Origin of the sequence: Streptomyces sp. NPDC005017 (assembly GCF_042873115.1) — a bacterium.
In the GTDB taxonomy this organism is placed as follows: Bacteria; Actinomycetota; Actinomycetes; order Streptomycetales; family Streptomycetaceae; genus Streptomyces.
This window is the reverse complement of sequence record NZ_JBIALD010000020.1, coordinates 133,796-158,534: the sequence shown is the minus strand read 5'-3', so window position 1 is coordinate 158,534 and position 24,739 is coordinate 133,796. Positions and strand designations below refer to the sequence as shown.

21 protein-coding genes and 1 pseudogene are annotated in these 24,739 nt (G+C 73.6%); 5 read left to right on the top strand and 17 right to left on the bottom strand.

Features of this window, described 5'->3' with window-relative positions:
* Positions 1-125: 125 nt before the first annotated feature.
* A complete protein-coding gene (locus ACFYR0_RS27350; RefSeq protein WP_389333435.1) occupies positions 126-686 on the bottom strand; it encodes a snapalysin family zinc-dependent metalloprotease in 561 nt (186 codons plus the stop codon).
* A gap of 283 nt (positions 687-969) precedes the next feature.
* Between ACFYR0_RS27350 and ACFYR0_RS27345 the strand changes: the two genes are divergently transcribed.
* Entirely contained in the window at positions 970-2,337 is a 1,368-nt protein-coding gene (locus tag ACFYR0_RS27345; protein WP_389333432.1) for a pyridoxal phosphate-dependent decarboxylase family protein, read from the top strand.
* A gap of 9 nt (positions 2,338-2,346) precedes the next feature.
* Here the strand turns inward: ACFYR0_RS27345 and ACFYR0_RS27340 are convergent, their stop codons facing one another.
* Positions 2,347-2,703, bottom strand: coding sequence for a PRC-barrel domain-containing protein (locus tag ACFYR0_RS27340; RefSeq protein ID WP_389333429.1), 357 nt, complete (start codon positions 2,701-2,703; stop codon positions 2,347-2,349).
* A gap of 231 nt (positions 2,704-2,934) precedes the next feature.
* Positions 2,935-4,023 carry a LysR family transcriptional regulator gene (locus ACFYR0_RS27335; protein ID WP_389333426.1) on the bottom strand — a complete coding sequence of 363 codons (1,089 nt, stop codon included), beginning with the start codon at positions 4,021-4,023 and terminating at the stop codon, positions 2,935-2,937.
* A 182-nt stretch (positions 4,024-4,205) separates the two neighbouring features.
* On the opposite strand from ACFYR0_RS27335, the gene snpA reads away from it, so the two are divergent.
* Positions 4,206-4,865 carry a snapalysin gene (snpA, locus tag ACFYR0_RS27330; protein ID WP_389333423.1) on the top strand — a complete coding sequence of 220 codons (660 nt, stop codon included), beginning with the start codon at positions 4,206-4,208 and terminating at the stop codon, positions 4,863-4,865.
* 156 nt (positions 4,866-5,021) lie between these two features.
* Here snpA and ACFYR0_RS27325 read toward each other — a convergent pair whose 3' ends face one another.
* Positions 5,022-5,750: a GNAT family N-acetyltransferase gene (locus tag ACFYR0_RS27325; RefSeq protein WP_389333420.1), complete on the bottom strand. Its 729-nt coding sequence runs from the start codon at positions 5,748-5,750 to the stop codon at positions 5,022-5,024.
* A gap of 405 nt (positions 5,751-6,155) precedes the next feature.
* Positions 6,156-6,592, bottom strand: a pseudogene (locus ACFYR0_RS27320) (hypothetical protein).
* A 357-nt stretch (positions 6,593-6,949) separates the two neighbouring features.
* On the opposite strand from ACFYR0_RS27320, the gene ACFYR0_RS27315 reads away from it, so the two are divergent.
* Positions 6,950-7,639: a GAF and ANTAR domain-containing protein gene (locus ACFYR0_RS27315; protein WP_389333417.1), complete on the top strand. Its 690-nt coding sequence runs from the start codon at positions 6,950-6,952 to the stop codon at positions 7,637-7,639.
* Between the two features lie 215 nt (positions 7,640-7,854).
* Here the strand turns inward: ACFYR0_RS27315 and ACFYR0_RS27310 are convergent, their stop codons facing one another.
* Complete coding sequence (locus ACFYR0_RS27310) at positions 7,855-9,057, bottom strand: MFS transporter (RefSeq protein ID WP_389333414.1); 1,203 nt, start codon at positions 9,055-9,057, stop codon at positions 7,855-7,857.
* 100 nt (positions 9,058-9,157) lie between these two features.
* Here ACFYR0_RS27310 and ACFYR0_RS27305 point away from each other — a divergent pair, with 100 nt between their 5' ends.
* Together ACFYR0_RS27305 and ACFYR0_RS27300 are read left to right on the top strand one after the other, a co-directional pair.
* On the top strand, positions 9,158-10,243 hold the full coding sequence (locus tag ACFYR0_RS27305) for a DUF5937 family protein (protein ID WP_389333411.1): 1,086 nt from the start codon (positions 9,158-9,160) through the stop codon (positions 10,241-10,243).
* Between the two features lie 217 nt (positions 10,244-10,460).
* Positions 10,461-11,705 carry an MFS transporter gene (locus tag ACFYR0_RS27300; protein ID WP_389333408.1) on the top strand — a complete coding sequence of 415 codons (1,245 nt, stop codon included), beginning with the start codon at positions 10,461-10,463 and terminating at the stop codon, positions 11,703-11,705.
* Positions 11,706-11,994: 289 nt separating this feature from the next.
* Here ACFYR0_RS27300 and ACFYR0_RS27295 read toward each other — a convergent pair whose 3' ends face one another.
* From ACFYR0_RS27295 to ACFYR0_RS27245, 11 genes are all read right to left on the bottom strand, one after another.
* Positions 11,995-12,585, bottom strand: coding sequence for a hypothetical protein (locus ACFYR0_RS27295; protein WP_389333405.1), 591 nt, complete (start codon positions 12,583-12,585; stop codon positions 11,995-11,997).
* A complete protein-coding gene (locus ACFYR0_RS27290) occupies positions 12,582-14,033 on the bottom strand; it encodes an ATP-binding protein (RefSeq protein ID WP_389333446.1) in 1,452 nt (483 codons plus the stop codon). The genes ACFYR0_RS27295 and ACFYR0_RS27290 overlap by 4 nt, the downstream gene beginning before the upstream one ends.
* A 74-nt stretch (positions 14,034-14,107) precedes the next feature.
* Positions 14,108-14,791, bottom strand: a complete 684-nt coding sequence (locus ACFYR0_RS27285) for a response regulator (RefSeq protein WP_389333402.1) — start codon at positions 14,789-14,791, stop codon at positions 14,108-14,110.
* A 23-nt stretch (positions 14,792-14,814) separates the two neighbouring features.
* A complete protein-coding gene (murJ, locus tag ACFYR0_RS27280; RefSeq protein WP_389333443.1) occupies positions 14,815-16,368 on the bottom strand; it encodes a murein biosynthesis integral membrane protein MurJ in 1,554 nt (517 codons plus the stop codon).
* A gap of 137 nt (positions 16,369-16,505) precedes the next feature.
* Positions 16,506-17,702, bottom strand: a complete 1,197-nt coding sequence (locus ACFYR0_RS27275) for a lipid II:glycine glycyltransferase FemX (protein ID WP_389333400.1) — start codon at positions 17,700-17,702, stop codon at positions 16,506-16,508.
* 107 nt (positions 17,703-17,809) lie between these two features.
* A complete protein-coding gene (locus ACFYR0_RS27270; protein WP_389333397.1) occupies positions 17,810-18,124 on the bottom strand; it encodes a hypothetical protein in 315 nt (104 codons plus the stop codon).
* A gap of 11 nt (positions 18,125-18,135) precedes the next feature.
* Positions 18,136-19,275: an aldose epimerase family protein gene (locus ACFYR0_RS27265; protein WP_389333394.1), complete on the bottom strand. Its 1,140-nt coding sequence runs from the start codon at positions 19,273-19,275 to the stop codon at positions 18,136-18,138.
* Positions 19,276-19,366: 91 nt separating this feature from the next.
* Positions 19,367-20,428: a LacI family DNA-binding transcriptional regulator gene (locus ACFYR0_RS27260; RefSeq protein ID WP_389333391.1), complete on the bottom strand. Its 1,062-nt coding sequence runs from the start codon at positions 20,426-20,428 to the stop codon at positions 19,367-19,369.
* A 105-nt stretch (positions 20,429-20,533) separates the two neighbouring features.
* Positions 20,534-21,589: an ABC transporter permease gene (locus tag ACFYR0_RS27255; protein WP_389333388.1), complete on the bottom strand. Its 1,056-nt coding sequence runs from the start codon at positions 21,587-21,589 to the stop codon at positions 20,534-20,536.
* Positions 21,586-22,560 (bottom strand): ABC transporter permease, encoded by a 975-nt coding sequence (locus tag ACFYR0_RS27250; protein ID WP_389333385.1) that lies wholly within the window; start codon positions 22,558-22,560, stop codon positions 21,586-21,588. Before ACFYR0_RS27250 ends, ACFYR0_RS27255 begins: the two co-directional genes overlap by 4 nt.
* Complete coding sequence (locus ACFYR0_RS27245) at positions 22,557-24,221, bottom strand: sugar ABC transporter ATP-binding protein (RefSeq protein WP_389333382.1); 1,665 nt, start codon at positions 24,219-24,221, stop codon at positions 22,557-22,559. The genes ACFYR0_RS27250 and ACFYR0_RS27245 overlap by 4 nt, the downstream gene beginning before the upstream one ends.
* Between the last annotated feature and the right edge of the window lie 518 nt (positions 24,222-24,739).

The window sequence follows — 24,739 nt, the reverse complement described above, 5'->3', positions numbered from 1 at the left end:
GGGGGGGGGGGGGGGGGGGGGGGGGGGGGGGGGGGGGGGGGGGGGGGGGGGGGGGGGGGGGGGGGGGGGGGGGGGGGGGGGGGGGGGGGGGGGGGCGCCCCCCCCCCCCCCCCCGCCCCGGTGGGTCAGTCCACCATCACCACGCCGTGCCGCACACCCGCCGGCCGCGCGGACGCCAGACCGAAGTTGCCCTCGACCTGCGCCCTCTCGGCCGCGTCGGGGTACGGGTTCGTGCACGGCACTCCCGCGCTCGAGCCCGACATCAGGCTGGAGCACGGGCCGGGCTTGCGGTCGGGGAGCCCCAGGATGTGCCCGAGCTCGTGGGACGAGATCCGGACCGTGTTGTAACCCTGGCCGACCGCCTGCCGGCCGATGTAGACGGTGCCGTTGCCGAGCGAGGTGGTCAGCGCCCTGGGCCAGCCGTTGTCGGCCAGGACGCGGATGTTGGCCCGCTGTCCGGCCGCGACGGGACGCAGCTCGACGTTGTCGACGCTCTCGTTCCAGATGGCCGCGCCGCGGTCGACGGCTGCCCGGAACTCCGCCGACGCGCTCGCGTCGTAGGTGACGACCCGGGCTGCGAGGGGGCGGGCGTCGGCCTCGGCGGGCGCGGCGTGGGCCTGGCCCGCGGTGCTCAGGCCTGCCGCCAGGGTCGCGGCGAGGATGGGGACGAACGTGCGTGCTTGCAAGGTCGACCTCCTGTGGGGAAGGAAGGTGGGCGTGCTCATGCCACGTTCTGCGGGGCTCTCTGCCCGTGCTCGACGCGCCCCAATCCGGTAATCGGCCCGGGCCGTGCGTCGGCACCGGGCGGGCGGGGCGGACCGCGGCCGTGAGCGGCGGTCCGGGCGGCCGCCACGCGCGACGGGTGCCGGATGCGGTACTGCCGAAACGCCGCCGTCCTCGCGGCCAGCCCCCGTCGGGGCGTCACCGCCCCGCTTGCACCCCGACGGGCGCCGTCCGATAGTGCGAGGTATGGACGCGCGCGACGCGGCGCTCTCCCGGGCCCACCGCCACGCAGAACGCTGGCTGGCGGGCCTGTCCGACCGGCCGGTCCCCCCGCGTGCACAGGTCGAGGACATCGTGCGCGCGCTCGGCACGGATCTGCCCGCCGGGCCCACGCCCGCCGCCGAGGTGATCGACCTGCTGGCCACGGCCGGTGAACCGGGTCTCGCCGGCTTCCCCGGCGGCCGCTTCTACGGCTTCGTGGTCGGCGGCACCCACCCCGCCGCGCTCGCCGCCGACTGGCTGGTCAGCGCCTGGGACCAGAACTGCGTGATGCGCGCCGTGACCCCCACCTACTCGGCGGTGGAGGACATCGCCGCCGCCTGGCTGCTCGATCTGCTGGGGCTGCCCCCGGACAGCGGGGTCGGCTTCACGACCGGTGCCACCATGGCCAACTTCACCTGCCTCGCCGCGGCGCGGGACACCGTGCTGCGCCGGGTCGGCTGGAGCGTCGTCCGTGACGGGCTGGCCGGCGGGCCGCCGGTGCGGGTGGTCGTCGGCGAGGACCGGCACATCTCCGTCGACCTTGCCCTGCGCTACCTCGGCCTCGGCACCCCGGAAACAGTCCCCGCCGACGCCCAGGGGCGCATCCGCCCCGACGCCCTGCGCGAGGCGCTGGCCTCGGGCCCGCCGGGGCCCACCATCGTGGTCCTCCAGGCCGGCGACATCCACACCGGCGCCTTCGATCCCTTCGAGCCCGCCGTCCACCACGCGCGCGAGGCGGACGCCTGGGTGCACGTCGACGGCGCCTTCGGGCTCTGGGCCGCCGCCGGACCGCGCCACGCCTCGCTGACCGTCGGCTGCGCGGACGCCGACTCCTGGGCGACCGACGCCCACAAGACCCTCAACGTCCCCTACGACTGCGGACTGGCGATGGTCCGCGACCCCGCGGCGCTGCGCGAGGCGATGGGGCACCAGGGCGCCTATCTGATCCACGACACCCGCGGCGACCCCATCGACACCGTCCCCGAACTCTCCCGCCGCGGCCGCGCCTTCCCCGTCTGGGCGGCCCTGCGCTCCCTCGGCCGTTCGGGGGTCGCCGACCTGGTCGACGGACTGTGCCGGCACGCGGAGGCGTTCGCCCGCGGCATCGACGCCATCGACGGGGCGACCGTGCTGAACGACGTGGTGTTCACCCAGCTCTGCGCCGCCTTCGAGGACGACGCGCGCACCGACCGGGTCATCCGGCGGCTCCTCGACGACGGCACGGCCTGGATCAGCGGTTCCACCTGGCGGGGCCGCCGGGTGCTGCGCATCTCCGTCAGCAACTGGTCCACCGGCGACGACGACGTCGTACGGTCGCTCGACGCCCTGCGGCGCGCGGCGGCCGGTGCGTAGCCCCGTACGTCAGCGGCGGGCCAGTCGGCGTTCGCCGTGCGATCCGGTGGCGTAGTCGAGCTTGTAGTGGGCGAACACCGGGGGTTCCTCCTCGGCCGGCAGGACCCCGTCGGTGCCGATGGAGGGGGCCTCCCTCACGAGGGCCCTGTCGTAGGCGACCTTCACATAGCCGGGTCCCACGGTCGCGTCGGTGAGGGGGACGAAGACCAGCCGGTGCCGGGTCAGCAGCCCGACGGTGACGGTGGCGAACGACGGCTCGTCCGTGGCGGTGTCCACGTAGACCGATTCGAGCGTGCCGATCTTCTTGCCCCGCTGGTCGACGACGTCGTGGTTGCGCCACTCCCGGATGTCGGCATTCTGGATCATCCTCTGGCCTCCGTGTCCAGTGCGCCCGCCGTCCGCGGTCCCTGTCGGCCGGGTGACCGCGATACGGCGGCCCATGCATCCCAGGGTGCGGGGAAAGCCCGCGCCCCGCGCGACGGAACGATCCGAGGGAGCGGGGGCCTGCCCTGGGCCCGTCGTGGCCGGGGGCCGGGGCACACGGACGCGGCGGCGGGCCGTGCCGTGACACACGGACGCGGTGCCGTGCCCGTGGCCTCACCGGCGTCCGCGGGAACCTGGCCGGTCGGGTCTGGCCGGCGGAGGGCCGCAGGTCACCGGTGAGCGGTCCGGGAGCGGCCCGTGGCCGTGCGGGGTGGGACCCGGGCCGAGGCCCACCCAGGTGCCCGGCGTGCCGGGGGCGGTCCGGGCGAGCGGTGAGCCCGTCCGCTCCAGCCACTCCAGATAGGCGGGCGCCTGCCGGGCCACGTCCCAGTACGCCTCCTCCAAGGCCGGGTACACCTCGTCCAGTTCGGCCTCCGAGCGGGCGGCCAGCAGCAGCCGTACACCGATCGGGTCGCCCTCCAGAGGACGGATCGCCAGCTCGGGGCGGGGATGCGCGGTGGGCTGGCTGACGGTGACCACCTCGCCGATGGCGGCCAGGGAGTACGCGCTGAGGTAGTCGCCGTGCAGCAGCTCGGGCTCCAGCCCGGCGGCCCGCAGCACCCGGGACAGGCCGTCCCACTCGCCGTCGACCGTGGAGTCGACCATCCACCGGTCCCCGGCCAGCTCGGCGAGCCGCACCTGCCGTCGCGACGCGGCCGGGTGGTCCGCCGAGAGCGTCACGAACTGCGGTTCACGCTCGACGAGCACTCGCATGGCGAGACCCGGCGGGATGCGCAGCGGGCTGCCCTCCACCTCGTGGACGAACGCCATGTCCAGCCGGCTCGAGGCGACCATGGCCAGCAGGGAGTTGGCGGACACGTTCATCTGCAGGGCCGGTTCGAGCCGGGGCGAGCGCGAGCGCAGCCGGCTCAGCCAGCCCGGGACCGCCCGGCTGGCCGTGGCGCCGATGCGCAGCCGGAACCCACCGGCGGACCGCGCGGCCGCGGCCCTGGCCTCGGTCACGATCGCCGCGAACTCCGCGACCAGCGGCCTGGCCCGGCTCAGGACGACCAGACCCAGCGGAGTGGGCCGGCAGCCGGTGCGGGCACGGACGAAGAGCTGGGCGCCGAGCGTGCTCTCGATCCGCCGCAGCTGGGTGCTCAACGAGGGCTGGGTCATACCGAGTTCACGGGCCGCTTTGTGCAGACTGCCGGTGTCGGCGATGGCGCAGAGAACGCGCAGGTGCCTCACCTCGAGCTCCATGCAGGGAGCGTAGGGCGAGGCGGGGTGCGGCACCAGATGTTCAAGTTCCAACGAAAGTGGACGAGTCGGCCACCGATAGCTCCGCTCTATCCCCAAGTGCCATCATCCGCGGCCGGGTTGACTGCCTGAGAATCTCTGGCAACCGATCGTTCAACCCCACAGGACGAGTAGGAGCCCCCCGCATGCACATCAGCTCGAAGCACTCCACGAGACTTCTGGTCCTCGCGCTCGGCCTGGCGTCCGCCGCCCTCGGCACCGCGAGCCCGGCGAGCGCCCGGACCCCCGTGGAGGCCCCGGCCCACACCGCCGCCGGCTATGCCGGCACCGCCGAGAACGCCGCCAATAAGGCGTTCTTCGAGGCCGTGGTGAACTCGGTCGCCAAGCGGCAGGCCGCCCAGCCCTCCCTGCTCGCGGTGACCGTCTACTACAACGCCACCAACGCCCCGAGCTTCCGCAACCAGATATCGAGCGCCGCCTCCATCTGGAACAGCTCGGTGTCGAACGTGAAGCTCCAGGCGACCTCGGGCAGCGGCGACTTCGCCTTCTACGAGGGCAACGACTCGCGCGGCTCGTACGCCTCCACCAACGGCCACGGCCGCGGCTACATCTTCCTCGACTACGCCCAGAACCGGCAGTACGACTCCATCCGCGTCACCGCGCACGAGACCGGCCACGTCCTGGGTCTGCCCGACCACTACAGCGGCCCGTGCAGCGAACTGATGTCGGGCGGCGGCCCCGGCACGTCCTGTACCAACCGCTACCCGAACGCCACCGAGCGCGCCCGGGTCAACCAGCTCTGGGCCAACGGTCTCGCCAAGGCCCTCGCCCGAACCGCGCGCTGACCCCTCGCAGAAGGGTCCTGACCCCGGCTGACCCCACAGCAGCCGGACCCGGCCGGCTCCCGCACCCCGGCCACCTCCGGTACGGACCGCGGCGCCGACCGCGGTCCGTACCGGCGCGTCTTCCGGGGCCCCGGGCCCGGTCCGGCGGGGCGGGTCCTAGGCCGGGACGAGCCGCTCTCCCAGACCGCTCTGCCGGGAGGTGGGCCCGGCCGGGGTTCGCGGACAGCTCGCCGCCGCTCCCGCCGCGGCCAGACGGAGTTCGATGATGCCCCGGACCGCCGGCCACTCCTCGTCGAGGATCGAGTAGAAGGCGGTGTTGCGCACGACGCCGTCGAGGCCCCGGGAGTGGGCGCGGCGCACGCCCTCGCAGGTCGCGCCGAGCCGTTCGATCGCGGCGCGGGAGCGGAGGTTGCGGGCGTCGGCGCGCAGGGAGATCCGGCGGACGTGCCAGGTCTCGAAGGCGTGCCGCAGCATGAGGAGCTTGGCCTCGGTGTTGATGCCGGTGCCCTGGGCCTGGGAGGAGAGCCAGGTGTTGCCGATCTCGGCGGCGTCGGGGACGGCGGAGAGCGGGTTGCCGGGAGGGGCGTCCGGCACGGCGGGCCACACCAGGGGGCCCTGCCAGTAGTGCAGCCGGAGGAAGCGGGTCGAGCCGACGACGCGTCCGTCGTCCGCCCGGAGCACGGCATAGGGCACCGCCCGGCCCGCCGCCTGATCGGCCAGCGCCTGATCCACGTAACCGAGAGTCGCGTCCAGGCCGTGCGGCACGGGCGTGAACGCATACGAGGTCCGGTCCTCGGCCGCAGCCTGGACGAGGCCTTCCACGTGATGCGGAGCGAGGGGCTCCAGCCGCGCCAGGCGGCCGCTGAGTACGACGGATACGGGCACGGGGCCTTCGGTCTTTCTGGGGGAGGGGAACGCTGCAACTCACCGGCGCCCCGGTGAGAGGGAAAAGGAAAAAGGGATGTGCTCGACGTCCCGTTGCACGAGGAACGAGGACGTGAAGGACAGTAGAAGGCCACAGGGCACCCCTCCACAAGCCCCACGCCCCGTTGTCGACCACAGAATTCACCCGGCCGTCGGAGGATGGTCGTGTCCCCCCGCTCACCTGCGCCTCCGTCCCGCCGACGACGGCCGCGAACCGCACCTTCCGGCGCCCCCTCCTCGCGTTCCCGGTCGGATTTCGGGCACACGTACGGCAGGCCGTCCGACGCCCCGGACGGCACGGCGCGATCGCCCTGGCACCCGGCCTCCCCGTGGCCCCCGCGGACCTCGGGGCGCGGTGCGCCACGCTCAGGGGCGTGCCGTGTGATCGGGGTGGCCACGGGTGCGGCGTGACTCCTTCATCTCCGCCTCGTACAGATGTTCGCGCCCGCCCGTGAGCTCCCCCACCGCGCCCCGCTCCAGCCGCCGGAACGGCCCGTAGTACGTCTCGTCGTAGGCCTCGACGATCTGGAAGGTCCAGTGCCCGGGGATGACGTTGCGCCCCAGGATCTCCTCCTCGACCCTGTCCGCCCACTCCGGATGCCCCGCCTCCCGCAACAGGCGCACCGCGCCGTCCGGCTCGGCGTCCGCGCCGCCGGTGAGCTGGTGGAAGTCGTAGAGACGGCCACGCGCGCGTTCGGTGGTCTCCAGCGCCTTCGACGGCGAGCCGAGGGCCTCGACGGTCCCGTCGTCGACGCCGTCGGGCCGCCGGCGGCGCGGTCGGGGCCGTCCTGGTGGTCGCTCATGCCGCTCCCCTCTCCGGTCGTCGTCCCCGCGCCCCCGGGACATCCCGGCAGCGTGACGGATGCCCTGCGGGTTCCTTGGCGACCATGGCCAGACTGCGTCTTCCTCACGGACACCGCGACCCCGACGAGGCCCGGCCGCCGGAGACCGGTCCCGGTCCGGCGCCTGAGACCGGCCCGGCCCCGGAGGCCGAACGGCAGACACCCGACGCGCCGACCGAGCCGCCCAGGCGGACGGGCCGTACGCCGGCCCCGCCCGCCTCCCGGGCCGGAGCGTTCGACTCCACTGTGCGGGGGCTCACGTGGAATGCTGGGCTTACGGCTTCGCCGGTCCGGACTCGGGACGAGGGGTGGAACGCGATGGACTGGGCTCGCTTCGCGCAGCAGATGGCGTCGATGGCCCGGGACCTGCTGGCGCAGACCTCGGTCGACGCCACGCTGGAACGGATCACCGGCTCCGCCACCGAACTCGTGGAGGGCTGCGACGCCGCCGGCATCCTGGTCCTGCACGGCACGAGGGTGGAGTCGCTGGCGCCCTCGGAGCAGATGGTCGTCGACAGCGACCGGCTTCAGGAACGGCTCGGCGAGGGTCCCTGTTTCGACGCCGCCCGCACCCGGCAGGGCGAGCGGGTGTTCCGCATCAAGGACTTCACCCAGGGGCAGCCGTTCTGGCCCTCCTTCACCCCCCGGGCCCGGGAGCTCGGCATCGGCAGCATGATGGGCTTCCTGCTGTACACCGAGGACGAGGAACTGGGCGCGCTGAACGTCTACTCCCGCAAGCCCGGTGCGTTCACCGAGGCCAGCGAGCTGGTGGGCTGGCTGCTCGCCTCCCACGCCGCGGTCTCCTTCTCCGCCGCCCGCACACACGCCCAGATGGAGCACGCCCTCGCGACCCGCCACAACATCGGTGAGGCCATGGGCATCCTCATGGGCAGTCACGACCTCACCGAGGAGCAGGCCTTCGACGTGCTGCGGCGCTACTCCCAGGAACGGAACGTGAAGCTCCGCGAGGTCGCCCGGCTGATCTGTGAGCAGGGCGGCCTGTCCTGACGGTGTCGCGGGGGCTCGGTGACGGTGTGGCGTGGCATGACGTCGCGATGGCGTCCGATGGCGCCATCAGGTGTCAGGTGGTGCCCCTGAAGTCACTGTTCGACCGCGACTCCCGTCAGAGACGGACCTCGTAGAGACGGATCGCGTCCCCCGTCACGAGCGGGGACCGCGCCCCGGCGGACGCCGTCGGGGCGCGGTCCCGCGCGTGGAGCGCGTCAGCGGGTCTCCGGGCCCTTCTCGGCGGCCACCGCCGAGGCCGAGACCAGTGTCGCGGCGGCCAGGCTGCCCCACAGGGCGGCCGGGCCGTGCGGGGCGAGTGCCGTGATGACCGCGGGGGACACCGCGAGACCGAGGCCCGTGGAGAGTTCGAAGCGGGCGAGGGTGCGTCCGAGGACCCGGGCCGGGGCCAGGACGGTGACGAGGGCGGTGGCGCTCCCGGCGTAGACGATCTCGCCGAGGGTGCAGACCACGGACACGGCGGCGACGGCCGGGGCACCCCAGCCGGGTCCCAGCGAGGCGGCCCCGAGGAACCCCAGATAGGACACGGCGAGTACGGCACCGGCGAAGGCCAGCACCGTCCGCCGGGGGAAGCGGGACAGCGCGACGGTCACCGGGACCTGGAGGGTGACCACCAGCACGGTGTTGGTGACGAAGACGGCCGCCGACCACACCGGGGACGCGTCCAGCTGCGTGACCAGGATCAGGGGCAGCGCGATCTCGGGGACGTTGAGGCAGAAGACGTAGACCACGTTGGCGGCCAGCAGCGCGCGCATCCGCGGCGCGGGCCCCTCGCCCTCGGCCGGTCCGTCCGCGGCCGGGTGCGCCCGCAGACGGACCGACCCGGCCAGCGCCGCGGCGGCGAGGTAGGCGACACCGGTGACGGCCGCCAGCGCCCGCAGCGCCGTCGTGCCGCCCGCCAGGCACACCATGGCGAGCAGAGCGCCCACGCCCAGGGCGGCGTTGCGCAGGGCGCGGCCCGCCGCGAGGGCGGTGTCGCGTTCCCGGCCCCGGGCGACGGTGGCCACGAGCGCCGCGTGGGCGGCAGGCCAGGCCTGGTTGCCGATCCCGAGGAACAGCGCCGCCGTCGCGAATAGCCCGGCATGCCCGGCGGGGGTCGCCAGCAGCAGCGCCACACCCAGCACCCGCACCAGCATCGACGCCGCCACGACCGTGCTGCGCGCGCCCCGGTCCAGCCAGTGGCCCACCGCGGGCATGCACACCAGGCCCGCGACCACACCGGCCGTCATGGCGAGGCCCGTGACCGGCGCGGACAGCTTCAGCACCGTCACGCCGTAGAGCAGGAGGAAGGGCCGCAGCAGTCCGGTGCCCAGGGCGTCGACGGCCAGGGCGACGGCGTAGCGGGGGCCTCCGGAGGCGCGGACGAGTGCGCGGGGGCCGGTCTTGGTCAGGGTTGCCATGGCGTCACACGGTGCGCGGGGCGGCCGTGCCGGGCACGTCGGTTGACGGAGACCGTCAATCGACACCGCCGCCGGCCGCCGCGACCGTGATGATCGGGGGATGACGTTGAGGATCGACATCGGCGGACTGCCGTCCGAGCGGCTGCTGTTCGCCGCGTCCCCGCTGGCGGAGCTCACCGCGATGCTGCATGTGCTCGCCGAACCAGGGCACCATCCGCAGCTCGCCGACTGGGCAGCGGACGTGTGGGCCGCGCTGTCGCCGGAGCTCGCCGAGCGGCTGCGGGAGGCCGAGTTCCTCTGGCGTTCCTCGCAGGCCGACTTCCTGATCCCCGCCCGGCCGCGGCCGACCCTCGCCGAGGAACTCGACGACGTGGACCGGATCGACGACGAGCGGTACGTGACCGCGGCGCTCGTCATCACCTGCGGCGGCAGCCGGGCGCACCTCGCCGTTCCGTCACCGCTCACCGACGCCGAAGCGCGCGAGCGGGCCCTGGACCTGGCCCAGGCCCGCGGCCCGCGTCAGGAGGCCTTCGCGGAGCGCCTGCTCACGGACCCCGCCGCCGTGCGGGCACGGGTGCGCCGGACCCTCGAACAGTGTGCCGAGGCGTTCTTCGACGCCGCCTGGGCGGGCGTGGCCGTGCGCCTCGCCACCGATCTGCGCCTGAAGAACGACCTGCTCAGACACCAGGGCGTCGCCGCGGCGCTCGCGTCGGTGTCGGGCGCGGTCACCCTGACGCCGGACGGCGACTGCATCGTCGTGGACAAGCTCCAGGACAAGGCGACCTCCGCCCAGGGCACCGGCGTCACCTTCGTCCCCAGCGTCTTCGGCCGCCCGCACCTGGCGGTGGTGCACGCGCCCGGCTGGCAGCCGGTGGTGCAGTACCCCGTGGCCGAGCCGAGCCCGTCGGAGCCGGTGCCGCTGGAGACGGTCACCCTGCGGCTCGAGGCCCTCGCCCATCCGGTACGGCTGCGGCTGCTGCGCACCCTGGCCCGCGGCCCGCACACCACCGGCGAACTCGCCCACGCCTGGGAGCTCTCGCCGCCGGAGGTCTCCCGCCACCTCGCCGTGCTGCGCCGCGCGGGCCTGCTCACCGCCCGACGCCACGGGCGCTACATCCGTCACACCCTCAACGTGCCCGATCTGACGGCCCTGGGCACCGACCTGCTGGCGGCCGTACTGCGCTGAACCGCCGTGCCCGGCCACCGCCATCCCAACCGGGCGTGCACCGGCCTCAGCTGATTGATTGTCAGTGGAGCCCATCGGTGTCGATCAATCCGGTGTTTGGCTGAAATGTGACGACACAGCTGTGCGGGGCGCCTTGCAGGCGCCCCGCGCTGTCTCATCACCAGCCCTCCGGACCGCGCGGCGGGTCCGGCAGAACACCGAATCGAGGACGAGGACAGTGAGTGTCACGCAGGCGGTACAGAAAACAGAACGCGCGCCGGGCGTCTTCGCCGTGGTCCGCGCGACACCGGTCTCCGTGCGGTATCTGCTGGGCGGAGTGCTCGTCAACCAGATGGGCGCCTTCGTCCAGACCTTCCTGGTGCTGTATCTGACGGCACGCGGGATGACCCTGGGCCACGCGGGCCTCGCCCTGACCGCGTACAGCGCGGGCGCCGTACTCGGCACGCTGGTCGGCGGTGAGCTGATCCACCGCGTCGGGGCCCGCGCCACCATCGTCACGGCGATGGCGTCCTCGGCGTCGGTCCTGGCCCTCGTGCCCTGGCTGAGCAGACCCTCGCACTTCGCCTATCTGCTGGTCGCGGTCACCGCGGCGGGCCTGGTCACCCAGTCCTACCGCCCCGCCGCGGCGCTGATGCTCAGCGAACTGATGCCCGCCGAGCACCGCGTGATGGCCTTCTCCATGATGCGGATCGCGATGAACGCCGGTGCGGCCGTCAGCCCCCTCATCGCGGCCGGCCTGATCCTGATCGACTGGAACCTGCTGTTCTGGCTCGACGCCCTCACCGCGCTCGCCTGCGCGGTCGTCTCCTACACCCTGCTGCCGAACCTGCTCTCCGACAGACCCCCGGCGGCTGCCGCGGGCGACGCGGAACCCGCCGCGCACCGGCGTTCCGTGTACGCCGTGCTGCTGCGCGACACCAAGTACCTTCTCTTCCTGGCCTCGGTCCTGCTCGGCTCGCTGATCTACGTCCAGTACACGGTCGCCCTGCCCCTGAAGATCACCGCCGACGGCGGGTCCGCCGGAATGTACAGCGCGGTGCTCACCGCCTCCTCCGTGATCCTCATCCTCTGCGAACTGAAGATCACCAGCTACGTCAAGCGCTGGCAGCCCCACGTGGCCGGTGGCGTCGGCACCGCGCTGATGGCGCTCGGGGTGACCGGGTACATCCTGGAACCCGCCGTCCTGCTCATCCTCAGCACGGCCGTGTTCGTCGCCGGCGTGATGGTCAGCGGGCCGACCATGTTCGCCCACCCTTCCACCTACCCGGACCCGTTCAAGGCCCGCTACATCGCCGCCCACCAGGCCACGTTCGGCCTCGGCATGGCACTGGGACCCACCCTCGGCGTCCTCGCCTGGGCCACGCTCGGCAACACCGTCTGGCTGCTGTGCGGTGCCGTGGGCGCCGTCGCCGCGCTCTGCGCCCACCTCGGCATGCGCGACCATCTGCCGTCCGAGGACTGAGCCCACGGCCCGCCGCGGCGCCCCGCCGCCCGAACACGGCGTGGGGCGCTCCGGCACCACGAGCGGCGGCCGGGCCCTTCTGATGGATCTCCGCGGCCTCGCGACGCCCGGCACGCCCTCCCCCACCGCCTCAAGGGCGTGGGAGGTACCCCCAAGCCGTACGGTGCGGAGAGACGGGTGGCTCCGCCACATGGCCCTCCGCACCGCACGCCGGGGCTTTCCCGGGCGACTCGGTGGCCGCCGCTCCACGGGACCGGGCCGGGTGCCGGGACGGGGCCGCTCGCCGCCCTCAGCCCCCGGTCGGGTCGAGGCCGCACGTGCCCGACCTCGACACCCCGTCCGTACCGCTGAGCCGCACCGTGGCCAGTCCGCTGCCGCGCTCGCTGTAGGCGATCGTGCAGATCAGCTGGCGTAGGGCCGTGCTGTCCAGCCCCTCCAGCGCGATCGGCAGCTCGGCCCTGATCGCCCCGGTCCGCGCGACCTCCACCTGGACGCGATCCTTGACCTGGGCGGTGGGCAGCGCGGTGTCGAGACCCGCGGCCCGGTCCCTCTCGTCGGGACCGAGCAGCAGCAGGGTGACCACCTTCTCGGCCGCGACCGGCGTCCCGTCGGGGTCCTGGCCCACGGAGCCCGCCCAGGTGCCGCCGTCCGGGCCGATCCCGCCCGAGGAGAAGGTGGACCGGACCACCGGATTGAGGCCGCCGTCGGGAGAGCGGAAGAACAGCAGCACGTCGTAGTCCCGGTCGACGAAGGCCTGGACGCTCGCCGGAGCGCCCGCCTCGATGACATCGGTCTCCGGGATGCCGCAGCCGCCGAGCGGCAGCACAGCCGCCACGACGGCGACCACGCCCCCGCGCCGGCGCGTGCGCGCACGCCTCATTCCCCCGCCTCCTCCGCGTACAGCGGTATCTCGACGGTGAAGACGGCCCCACCCTCCGGCAGGTTCCCGGCGCGGATCGTGCCGCCGTGCAGCCGCACGTTCTCCAGGGTGATCGCCAGGCCCAGGCCGCTGCCCGCCGACCGGGTACGCGCCGCGTCGGCCTTGTAGAAGCGGTCGAAGATGTGCGGCAGCACGTCGGGCCGGATACCGGGGCCGCTGTCGACGACCTCGGTGACCAGCACGGGCGCGCCGGGGGAGCGGGCCTCCACGCGCAGACGCACGGTGACCGGCGCGCCGCCGTGCCGCAGGGCGTTGCCGACGAGGTTGGCGATCACGAGGTCGAAGCGGCGCGGGTCGAGCCGGGCGCGGATGCCGTCGGGCAGCTCGGCGCGGACCCGGCCGTCGGTCCAGTGGCGGTTGGCCAGGCTCTTGGCGATGGTCTCCGCGACATCGACCTCGTCGGCGTTGAGTTCGGCCGCCCGGGCGTCGAAGCGGGAGATCTCCATCAGGTCCTCGACGAGCACGGCGAGCTTGCCGGTCTCGGCGCTGACCAGCCGGACCGCCCGGGCGGTGTCGGCGTCCAGCCGGTCGGCGTCCTCGTCGAGGACCTCGGTGACGGCGAGCATGCCAGCGAGCGGGGTGCGCAGTTCGTGCGAGACGTCGGACGCGAAGCGGCGGGCCCGGGCCTCCGCCTCCCGCAACTCCGCCACCGACAGCTCCAGTTTGCCGGCGGTCTCGTTGAAGGTGCGGGCCAGTTCGGCCAGTTCGTCGCCGCCCCGGACGGGGATGCGGGTGTCGAGCTGTCCGCTGCCCATGCTCTGGGCGGCGCGGCGCAGTTCCCGGACCGGACGCAGCACACTGCGCGCCGCGAACAGCCCGGGGACCAGCGCGATGACGAGGCCGGGCAGGGCGCCGTCACGGGCGGCCGTGAGCATCGCGTCGATGTTGATCTGCTCGTCGGTCATCCGCATGACGGCGTAGACGACGAGTCCGCTGGGCAGCAGGGTGTCGGGGCCGGTCCTGAAGACGGTGGGCATGGCGATCGTCAGGTAGGGCACACCGTCCTTGACGACCCGCTCGAAGGAACCGTTGGGGTTGGCCCGCGCGGCACGTCGCAGTCCGGGCGTGATGACGGTCGAGACGGGGTTCTCGCCGGAGGAGACGCGCATCGAGCCGTACTCGGCGAACACCACCCAGGGGTGCGGCTTTCCCCTGCGGGCGATGTCGCGGAGGACCAGCTCCATGCCCTCCTCGCCCACCGGCAGGCGCCAGCCCGTCTGCTGGACCTGCTCGCGGAACGAGGAGACCGCGGTGTCCTGGGCCGTCTCCAGCAGCGCGTTACGGGCCTCGCGGTAGGTCAGGGCGGCCGTGGTGCCCGCGCTGACGGCGGCGACCACCAGGAAGGCGAGCACCAGCCGGGTGCGCAGCCCGAACGCCCGGGCCCGCATCCGCACCGGTCCACGGGAGCCGTCGGCCGGACCGCGCGCGCGGCGGCGGGGCCGTTTCCGGGCGGGGCCGAGGATCACAGCGGTCCGAAGCGGTAGCCGAAGCCCCGCAGAGTCTGGACGTAACGGGGGCTGCCCGCCTCGTCCTCTATCTTGCCGCGCAGCCGTGCCACGCACGCGTCGACCAGGCGCGCGTCCGCGTGGTAGCTGTGGTCCCACACGTGCTCCAGCAACTGCTGCCTGCTGAACACCTGTTCAGGGGCCGAGGAGAGGTGCAGCAGGAGCTTGAGCTCGGACGGCGCGAGCGTGAGCCGCCTGCCCGACTTGGTCACGGTCAGCCCGACGCGGTCGATGGCGAGTTCGCCGTGGAACTCGACGGCCGGCCGGCCCGGGTCGGTGTCCTCGATGCGGCGCAGCACGGCGCGGATACGGGCCTCGATCACCTCGGTGCGGGCGGGTTTGACGATGTAGTCGTCGGCACCGGCCTCCAGGCCGATCACCACGTCGAAGTCGTCTCCGCGCGCGGTGAGCATGATGATCGGCAGCTGGCTCTGCTCACGGACCCGCCGGCAGACCTGGACGCCGTTCATGCCGGGCAGCATCAGGTCCAGCAGCAGCAGGTCGGGGCGGAACTCGACCAGCGCGGCGAGTCCCGCCTCGCCGGTCGCGGCCGTCCGTACCTCGTGGCCACGGCGGCGCAGACCGAGCTCGACCCCTTCGCGTACCGAAGGGTCGTCCTCGACGAGGAGCACGCGGGGCATGGATGGTTCTCCCTAGGTGGTGGTCAGGTCCGGGCGGCTCTGCGGCGGACACCGGAGATCAGTGCGTCGAGTTCGGTCAGGCGCAGCGGACGGGCGAGCAGGGCGAAGGTGAGCACGACGACGACCCCTCCGGCGGTTGCGGCGGCCGCGGAACCCGCCCCCGTCGCCTCCGACGCCGCCCGGTGCCCCAGCGCGGTGGCGGGTACGGCGGCGACGAGCAGCCGGGCGTGCGCGCCGGCGGCGGAGGACCGCAGCGGCCGGGCGACCGCGAGACGGCGGCCGAGCACCCACGCCGTCACCGCCCAGCCCGCGCACAGGGCCAGCGAGTACGCCGCCGCCATCCCGGTCACGGCCCAGCGGGCGGGCAGCAGTTGGGCGGCCGTCACGGACAGGCCCGCGTTGAGCGTGACGATCACGAGGTTGAGCAGGAACGGCGTACGGGTGTCGGAGAGCGCGTAGAAGGTGCGGGAGAGCACGTACTGGCCCGACATGGCGACGAGTCCGGGCGCGAAGGCCATCAGGATGCCGGCCATGGCCGCCGTGTCGCCGTCACCGGTCCTGCCGTAGCCGAAGACCAGGGCCGTCACCGGGTGCGCGAGGGCGAACAGCATGCAGGCGGCGGGCACGACCGCGGACGCCGAGGTGCGCAGGGCCTGGGAGACGTCCCGCCGCAGCGTCGCGGTGTCTCCGTCGACGGCGGCCGCGCTCATCCTGGGCATCAGCGCGGTCACCAGCGAGACGGTGATGATGCCGTGCGGTACGGCCCACAGCGCGTACGCGTTGTTGTAGGCGCTGTATCCCGGCCCGCCGTCCAGGCCCGCGGTCGTGGCCAGCCGGGTGGTGACCCAGTAGGCGGCCTGGTTGGCGAGGACCAGCAGCACCAGCCAGAAGGCCGACCGCAGCGGGCGGGTCAGCCCGCTGCCGCGCCAGTCGAACCGGGGCCGCCAGCGGAACCGGGCCGCGCGCAGCGCGGGGAGCAGGGCCAGTGCCTGTACGGCGATCCCTGCGGTGGTGCCCCAGCCGAGCACGGCCGTCTCACCGGCGCCGAGCGTGTCCCCGCCGCTCGCCGCCAGGGCCAGATACAGGCCGAACACCGTGATGACCACCAGGTTGTTGAGGACGGGCGCCCACATCATCGCGCCGAACCGTCCGCGCGCGTTGAGGACCTGGCCGAGCAGGGTGAACAGCCCGAGGAAGAAGATCTGCGGCAGGCAGTAGCGGGCGAACGCGGTGGTCATGGCCGCCTGCTCGCCGGTGTAGTCGGTGTACCCGTCGACGATCAGCGGGGCCGCCCACACCGCGGTCGCGGTGATCGCCAGCAGGACGACGACGCACACCGTGACGAGCCGGTCGGTGTAGGCGACACCCCCGTCGGCGTGCTCCTTGGCCGCCTTGACCAGCTCGGGCACGAAGACCGCGTTCAGCGCGCCGCCCAGAAGCAGCATGTAGACGATGGTGGGCAGGGAGTTGCCCACCGCGTAGCCGTCGGCGGTCGGTCCGATCGTGCCCAGCGCCGCCGCGACCACGGCCGACCGGGCGAATCCGGTGGCGCGGGAGACGACCGACCCGGCCGCCATCACGGCGCTGCCGCGTGCCGCGGAGGCCGCCTTCTTCGCGGCGGCGTGCCGTGCCCGGGGGCGAACGACCGTGTCCGCGGGGGCGGTTCCGGCGGGGGAACCGTCCGGGCCGGTGTCCGTGGTCGGCTTCACCGGCTTCACCGGCGGTTCAAGTACGCCTGGAAGGCGCGGTAGAGCGCCTGGTTGGCGGTGCCGCCCAACGGTCTCTCCCATTCCCCCAGCGTCTCGACGACCTGTCCGCCGGTGCCGAGCTTCCACCGCAGCAATCCGTACGCACGTTCGTCAGGGTCGAGAGTGGAGGGTACCCCGCGCATGTCGTACACATCGGCGCCGAGGGCGTGGGCGTCCAGCAGCATGCGCCACTGAAGGGCGTTGGAGGGCCGCACCTCACGGCGGTGGTCGGCCGAGGCGCCGGTCTGGTACCACACCCGGCGGCCGACCCCGATCATCGTGTGCGCGGCCAGGATCTCGCCGTGGTGCCGGGCGAGGTAGAGCTTCATCCGGCCGGGCTCCTCGGCGTTGAGCGCCGCGTACTGACGCTCGTAGTAGGCGAGCGAGCGGCCGAGCCGGAAGCCGTCGCGCCGCTCGGTGACGCCCAGCAGACGGTAGAACTCCGGGAGTTCGGCGGCGCTGCCCACCACCACCTCCACGCCCTCCTTCTGCGCGCGGCGGATGTTGCGGCGCCACTCCTGGCTGAGTCCGGACCACAGGTCCTCGGTGGAGCGTCCGGCGAGCGGCACCTGGAAGACATGGCGGGGCTGCGCGTCGCCGTCGTCCCCGGTGCCGTCACCGCCGCAGCGCCGCCAGTCCCTGGCCCGCAGCCGCTCGGCGACCGCGGTGCCGAGCGGGTCGACCTCGCTCGCGAGGACGTCCGCCAGCCGACGCCCCGCACCCGTACGGGACTTGAGCAGTGCGGCGTCCCAGCGCCGGTAGGCGGGGGAGGGGCCCATGCGGACGGCGAAGGCGCCCGCACGGCGCAGATGGTCCAGCAACGGCGTCAGCCAGCCGTCGATACGGGGATCGCTCCAGTCGGCGACCGGGCCCTCGGGAAGGTAGGCGAAGTACTTGCGGGTGCCCGGGAACTGCCGCAGCAGCACCAGGGCCACACCCGTCAGCCGACCCGACGCCGGATCCGGACCCCAGCCGAGGAGCTGCGCCCGCCAGCCCTCCTTTACCTCGGCCCAGGACGGGCACTGGAGGAAACCGGCGCCGAGCGAGGCACCGGCCGAGGACGCGAGGAAGGCGCGGTAGACCTCGGTGGTGACAGGTCCGAGGACGACGTCCGCGTTTTCCGCCCGGGGGACACGGCCGGGCGGTACGAGCAGCGCTGACACGGTGTGAGCCTCTCCTTCTCCCCGGATCCACAGCGGGGACGCAGAGGATGCTCACAGCGGCCCATGACCGCTCCGCGTGGCGAATGTGATGGGAGCATGACCGTTCCTCACCCATGGCCGTCACACTGCTCCACAACGGATGACCTGGTGGTTTCCGGGCCTGCGGTCACGAACATCCTCCGCTTCGGCATGTTGTCGTTCGTCATGGAGGTTCCGTTGCACCGCACATCCGCGTTCGCCCACGCCCCGGTACGCGCCGCCGTCGCGGCGGCCCTGCCGGCGCCGCTCGCCGCCTGCTCCTCGGGCGGCACTCCCGTCGGCCCGGGCCCGAAGGGCACGAAGAACGCCGGCAACCGCCCAGTCACGGTCACCCCGCAGGGGCGCGACGCCGCGCCGTGCGTGCCCGTGACGGTCAGAGCCACGGGCGGCCGGCTCACCTCCGTGACCGTCGTGGGCCGGCTGGCGGGACAGGAGCGCCCTGCGCCGGCCCCGGCCCCCAGTGCTCCGGCCCGCGCGGGAAGCGGAACTCCGTGCGGCGACGGCCCGTCGTGCCGGGGAGCAGCACGGCGCTGGGGAACGCGGGCCGGTTGGGGGCGTCGGGCAGATGCTGGGTCTCCAGGCAGACCGCGCCGTGGCGGCGCAGCGGGCGGCCGTCGGCGTCGCGGAGCGAGCCGTCGAGCAGGTTGGCGGTGTACACCTGGAGGCCCGGGGCCGTGGTCCACACCTCCATCACCCGGGCCCGGCCCGGCGCCGCCAGACGTGCGGCGCGGCGCAGCGGCCCGGCCTCGCCCTCGGCCAGGACCCAGCAGTGGTCGTAACCGCCGGCCTCGCGAAGCTGGTCGTCGTCCGACTCCAGCCGCTTGCATAGCAGTTGAGGGTTCGTCAGGTCGAACGGGGTGCCCGTGACGTCCCGCAGCGGGCCGAGCGGGATGCCGTCGGCGTCGACGGGGAGGAAGCGGGTGCCGTCCACCTGGAGGGTGTGGCCGAGGACGTCCTCCCCGTCGTCCGCGAGGTTGAAGTAGGCGTGGTTGCTCAGACTGACGACGGTCGGGCGGTCGGTGACCGCGGTGAACTCCAGCGCGAGCGTGCCGGCGGCGTCGAGGGAGTAGGTGGCCGTGACGTCGAGCGTGCCGGGGAAGCCCATGTCGCCGTCCGGACTGCGCAGGGTCAGCCGCAGCGCGGCCGTGTCGCCGTCCACGACGGGGTCCGCCCGCCAGACCTTGGTGTCGAAGCCGCCCGGTCCCCCGTGCAGGGCGTGGCCGCGGTCGTTGACGGGGACGCGGTGCGTGGTGCCGTCGAGCACGAAACGGCCGTGCGCGATGCGGTTGGCGAAACGGCCGACCACCGCCCCGAGGTACGGGCTCTTCTCCGCGTACTGGTCGAGCGAGGGCAGCGAGAGGACCACGTTGCGCGCGCGGCCGTCGGCGCCGGGGACACCGAGGGCGTGCAGGACACCTCCGTAGGTGAGGATCTCGGCGTAGGAGCCGGAGGGGGATTCCAGACGCCACAGCTCGACGGCCTCCCCGTCGGGGGCGGTGCCGAACGGCCGGTGGCGCAGGCTGGGTCGGGGCATGGTGAGTCCTCGGGACGGCTTCAGGCGGTGGTGGGGGCCGCGGCGGTCGTGCGTCCTGCGCGCGCGGTGTGGGGCGGCGGTGCGGTGCGGGTCAGCCGCCGCCGGTGGGCGCGGCGTCGTCCCGCGGCGCGGCGGTCACGCTGTGGGCGCCGCCGGTGGACTCCCGGACGACGAGCCGGTAGCCGGGGCGGATGCGCCGGGGCTCCGACACGGGACCGCCGGCCAGCCGCGCCACGAGCCGGTCGACCGCGTGGCGGGCGATGGCCTGCTTGTCGGGGGAGACGGTGGTGAGGCTGGTCGCGTTGTAGCGGCTCTCCTCGATGTCGTCGAAGCCGACCACGGCCACGTCCCCGGGGACCCCGAGGCCGCGTTCCATGAGGGTGCGCAGGGCCCCCAGGGCGATGAGGTCGTTGTAGGCGAACACCGCGTCGGGCCGGGCCCCCCGGTCCAGGAGCGTGGCCATGGCCGAGGCGCCGTCGCCGCGGCCGTAGCCGTCGGTCGCGACGACCAGCGACTCGTCCGGCTCCAGGCCGGCGGCGAGCAGTTCCTCCCGCCAGCCCCGCAGCCGCAGATGCGCGGGCTGGCGCTCGCGGCCGGTGCGCGAGCCCAGGAAGGCGATCCGCCGCCGGCCCAGGTCCAGCAGATGCCGCACGGCGCTGCGGGCGGCCGCCACGTTGTCGATGGCGATCTGGTCGTACGGGGCGTCGTACTCGCGCTCGCCCAGCAGCACCAGCGGTGAGGTCTCCTGCCGGGCGAGCAGATCCTCGTTCTCCAGATGGATGGGGCTGAGGATCAGCCCGTCGATGACATGGGACCGGAACTCCTGGCTGACCAGCAGCTCCCGCTCGCGCAGCCCGGCGGTGTGGTCGACCAGCACGGTGTAGTCGTGCTGGGCGGCCGCGTCGATCACGGCGCCCGCCAGCTCGGCGAAGTAGGGGTTGCCGAGCTCCGGCACCGCGAGGGCGATGATGCCGGTACGGCCCTTGCGCAGGTGGCGGGCGGTGAGGTTCGGACGGTAGCCGAGCTCGTCGATGGCCTGCTGCACCTTGGCGCGCATCTGGGGCGTGACGTGGGGATAGTTGTTCACCACGTTCGAGACGGTCTTGACCGACACGCCTGCCCGCTGCGCGACGTCCTTGAGGCTGACCCCCACGGAACTCCTCCGGTTCGGCTCTGATCGGCCGGGCCGGTGCGGCCCTGGCCCTTGGCGGGGGCCGCACCGGCCCGGGTTCCGGGCGTCGGCTGGGTCCCGCCTGCGTCAGAGCGTTCTTCTGCTGCGTGAAATGTACCGCTGTGTGACGACCACCAGAATCAGGAAGCCGCCGCTGACCACCGACTGGTAGGAGGAGTTCAGCGAGCCGATCTGGTTGATCAGGTTCTGGATGACGGCCAGCAGCAGCACGCCCCACAGGGTTCCGCTGACCGAGCCGGCCCCGCCGACGAGCAGGGTGCCGCCGATGACGACCGCGGCGATCGCGTCGAGCTCCATGCCGGTGCCGATGATGGTCACCCCGGAGGACAGCCGGGCCGCGTTGACGGCGCCCGCGAACCCGGCGAGCAGCCCGCTCAGCACGTAGACCATCACCTTGGCGCGGGCGACCGGCAGCCCCATGAGGGTCGCGGCGTCGTTGCTGCCGCCGACGGCGAACAGCGTCTGTCCGAAGGAGGTGCGCTGGAGCAGCAGACCGCCGGCACCGAACAGGACGAGCGCGACCAGGATCGGATAGCCGAACCCGCCGACGCCGCCCTGCCCGAACTCCGCGAACGCGGACCCCTTGGGGACCAGATAGGTCGTGGCGCCCTCGTCGGTGATCGCGAGCAGCAGACCGCGCGCCCCCAGCAGGGAGGCCAGGGTGACGATGAAGGGCGCCATCCCGGCGCGGGCGATGAGCAGACCGTTCAGCGTGCCGATCGCCCCGCACACCACGAGCGGCAGCAGCAGGGCGGGCAGCAGACCCCACTGGGACGCCCAGGCGGCGAGCACCCCGCCCAGGGCGAACACCGACCCGACGGACAGGTCGATGCCGCCGGTGACGATGACCAGGGTCATGCCGAGCGCCACGATCGCCAGGAACGAGGCCTGGACGAGCACGCCCCGGGCGTTGTCGAGGGTGGCGAAGGCCGGATACGTGAACGAGGCGATCACGACGACGAGGAGCAGGACGGCGAGCACACCCTGCCGCTGGACCAGGGCCGCGAGGCGTCCCCGCCCGGAGCCCTCGGCCCCGGAACGGTCCTTGGCGGGCTTGCCCCCGGCCTCGGGCGCCGGGGAGGAGGCCGGCCCCGGGGCCGTGACGGATGACATGGGGTTCATCGGGATCGGCGCTCCCGTGCGACGTAGACGGCGGCCACGATGATGGCCGCCTGGGCGATCTGGGCGGTGGAGTCGGGCAGGTCGTGCTTGACCAGCGTGGCGCGCAGCAACTGCATCAGCAGGGCGCCGGCCACCGTGCCCAGCACCCGGACGGAACCGCCGCTGAGCGGGGTGCCGCCCACCACCACGGCGGTGATGGCGGAGAGTTCCATCAGGGTGCCGAGCGAGGAGGGGTCGCTGGCGGTCAGCCGCGCGGTGGCGAGCACACCGGCCAGGGCGGCGAGCACCCCGCACAGGACGTAGACGCCGGTCAGCACGCGCTTGACGGGCAGTCCGGCGAGGGCGGCGGCCTTGCGGTTGCCGCCGATCGCGACGACCTGGCGGCCGAACGTGGTCCGGTGCACCAGGAACGCGACGGCGAGCGCGAGCAGGCCCGCGATCACGACGACCAGCGGGATGCCGAGCACACTGTTCGTGCCGAGGGCCAGCAGGTCGGGGTTGGAGATCTGCTTCAGCTGCCCGTCCGCGAGCACCAGGGCCAGGCCCCGGCCGCCGACGAACAGCGCGAGTGTCGCCACGATGGGTTGCAGCCCCACCACCGACACCAGCGTGCCGTTGACCGCGCCGACCACCGCGCCCGCCAGCAGCGCCACGACCAGGGCGGGCACCAGGCCGTAGCCGAGGTAGAGCGGCAGCAGCGCGGCCGCCAGGGCCATCGCGGAGCCCACCGACAGGTCGACGCCCTCGGTGCCGATCACCAGCGCCATGCCGAGGGCGACGATGACGATCGGGGCGACCTGGACGAGCTGGGTGCGGAGGTTGTCGACGGTGAGGAAGTGCTCGGTGAAGAACGCGTTGAACAGCAGCAGCGCGGCCACGGCCGCGTACACGCCGTACGCCTGGAACCACGCGGCGGTGGTCGGCCGCATGACGGGTCCGCGGGCCGGTGCCGCGGGGGCCTGGGTGGTCATCGGGGGTTCTCCTCGGCGCCCGGTCGCGGGGCCTTGTCCCGGGACGTGGTGAGAGAGGTGTTCGGGGACGCGTCGGCGGGCGGCCCGTGGTCGGCGAGGGCGGCGAGCAGCGCGTCCTCGGACACCTGCTCGCCGACGAGTTCGCCCACGGTGGCGCCGTTCCTGAGGACCACGATCCGGTCGGCGCCCTCGACGAGCTCCTCGATGTCGGAGGAGATCAGCAGCACGGCGAGACCCTCCTGCGCGAGTTCGTCGACCAGGGCCTGGACCTCGGCCTTCGCGCCCACGTCGATGCCTCGGGTCGGTTCGTCGAGCAGCAGCACCTTCGGTTCCAGACAGAGCCAGCGGGCCAGGAGCACCTTCTGCTGGTTGCCGCCGGAGAGTTCGCCGACCTTCTGCTCGGGACTGGACGCCTTGATCCGCAGCCGCTTCATGAAGATGTCGACGACCCGGTCCTGTTGAGCTCGTGAGACGATCCCGGCACGGGAGAGCCGGGGCAGGGCGGCGAGCACGATGTTCTCCCGGACCGAGAGACCCGGCACGATGCCCTCGGCCTTGCGGTCCTCCGGCAGCAGGCTGATGCCCGCCCGGATGGCGCTCGCCGAGGTGAACCGGCCGGCCCCGGCGGTCCCGGCGACCCGGACCTCCCCGGAGTCCAGCGGCAGGGCGCCCGCCAGGGCCTTCGCGGTCTCGCTGCGGCCGGAACCGAGCAGCCCGCCCAGACCGAGGACCTCGCCGGGGCGCAGTTCCAGTGACACACCGTCGAGTTGGTGCCGGCGGGTCAGTCCGGTGGCGGTGAGGACGGGGTCGCGGGCGATGTCGTGGCCCTCGTCGCCGAAGCTCGTCACGCCGTGCCGGCGCACCTCGGAGATCTCCCGGCCCAGCATCATGGACACCAGCCGCACACGGTCCAGTTCGGCCAGGTCGCCGGTGTGGATGTGCCTGCCGTCGCGCAGGACGGTGGCGCGGTCGCAGATCCGGTACAGCTCGTCCATGCGGTGACTGACGTACACGACCGCGATGTCCCGGCGGCGCAGGTCGCCGATGACCCGGAACAGCGTATCCACCTCGCGGGGTTCGAGCGACGAGGTGGGTTCGTCCATGACGACCACCTGTGCCTCGACCGACACCGCGCGGGCGAGCGCGACCATCTGCTGCGTTCCAATGCCGAGCGTGTGCAGCGGCAGGCGCGGGTCGACCCCGACGCCGAACCCGCCCAGCAGTTCGGCGGCCTCGGCGTGCATCCGCGGGAAGTCGATCAGCCCGAAGCGGTTCTTGGGCTCGCGCCCGAGGAAGATGTTGCGGGCCACGCTCATCAGCGGTACGAGGTTCACCTCCTGGTAGATCGTGGAGATGCCGGCCGTCTGTGCCTCGGCCGGGTGCGTGAACCGCACCGGGCGCCCGGACAGCAGCAGTTCACCGCTGTCGGGCCGGTGCACACCGGTGAGCACCTTGATCAGGGTGGACTTCCCGGCGCCGTTCTCCCCGACGAGCGCGTGGGTCTCCCCGGCGCGCAGGGTGAACGAGACGTCGTCGAGGGCGATCACGCCGGGGAAGCGTTTCCCGACACCGCGGGCCTCCAGCACCGTCGGGGCGACCGACGGATCGTCGCCGCGCGCCGCGGCCGCTGCGGCTGCCGCTGCCGCTTCGGGGGATGCCATGAAATGGGCCTTCCGGAGAGGGGTTTGGGGGAGGGGTGGGTGGGAGGGATGAGGGGTTCCGGGCGGGCGGGGCCGGGCTGACGGCCGGCCCCCGCCGACTCCCGCCCAGGCCGGCTTCGGCCGGGTTCGTCCGCTCGGCCGTCGCCGACTTCCGCTGGGTCAGCCCCCGCCGAGGGGCGGTGACCACCGCCGGCCGGGAGCCGCTCGGTCGCCGTCGACTTCTCCCGGGGCCGTCCGCTGGGCCGGCACTTCACCGGACCACTCCGTTCGGCCGACGCCCGACCTCCGCCGGGTCGCCCGCTCGGTCGGCGCCGACTTCCGCCAGGCCCGTCCCGTCGGCCGTCGCCGACTTCCGCCGGCACCGTCCGCTCGGTCGCCGCGCCCTGCAAGTCGACACCTCGGCCGGCGCGCGCACCCGTCCGGAACGGTCCGGCGAAGTGCCTTGCCGGGCGGGGGAGTTGCGCGGAACAGGTGCCGGGGCCGCGAAGGTGAGACCCCGGCAGGGCTCCCGGGACGGA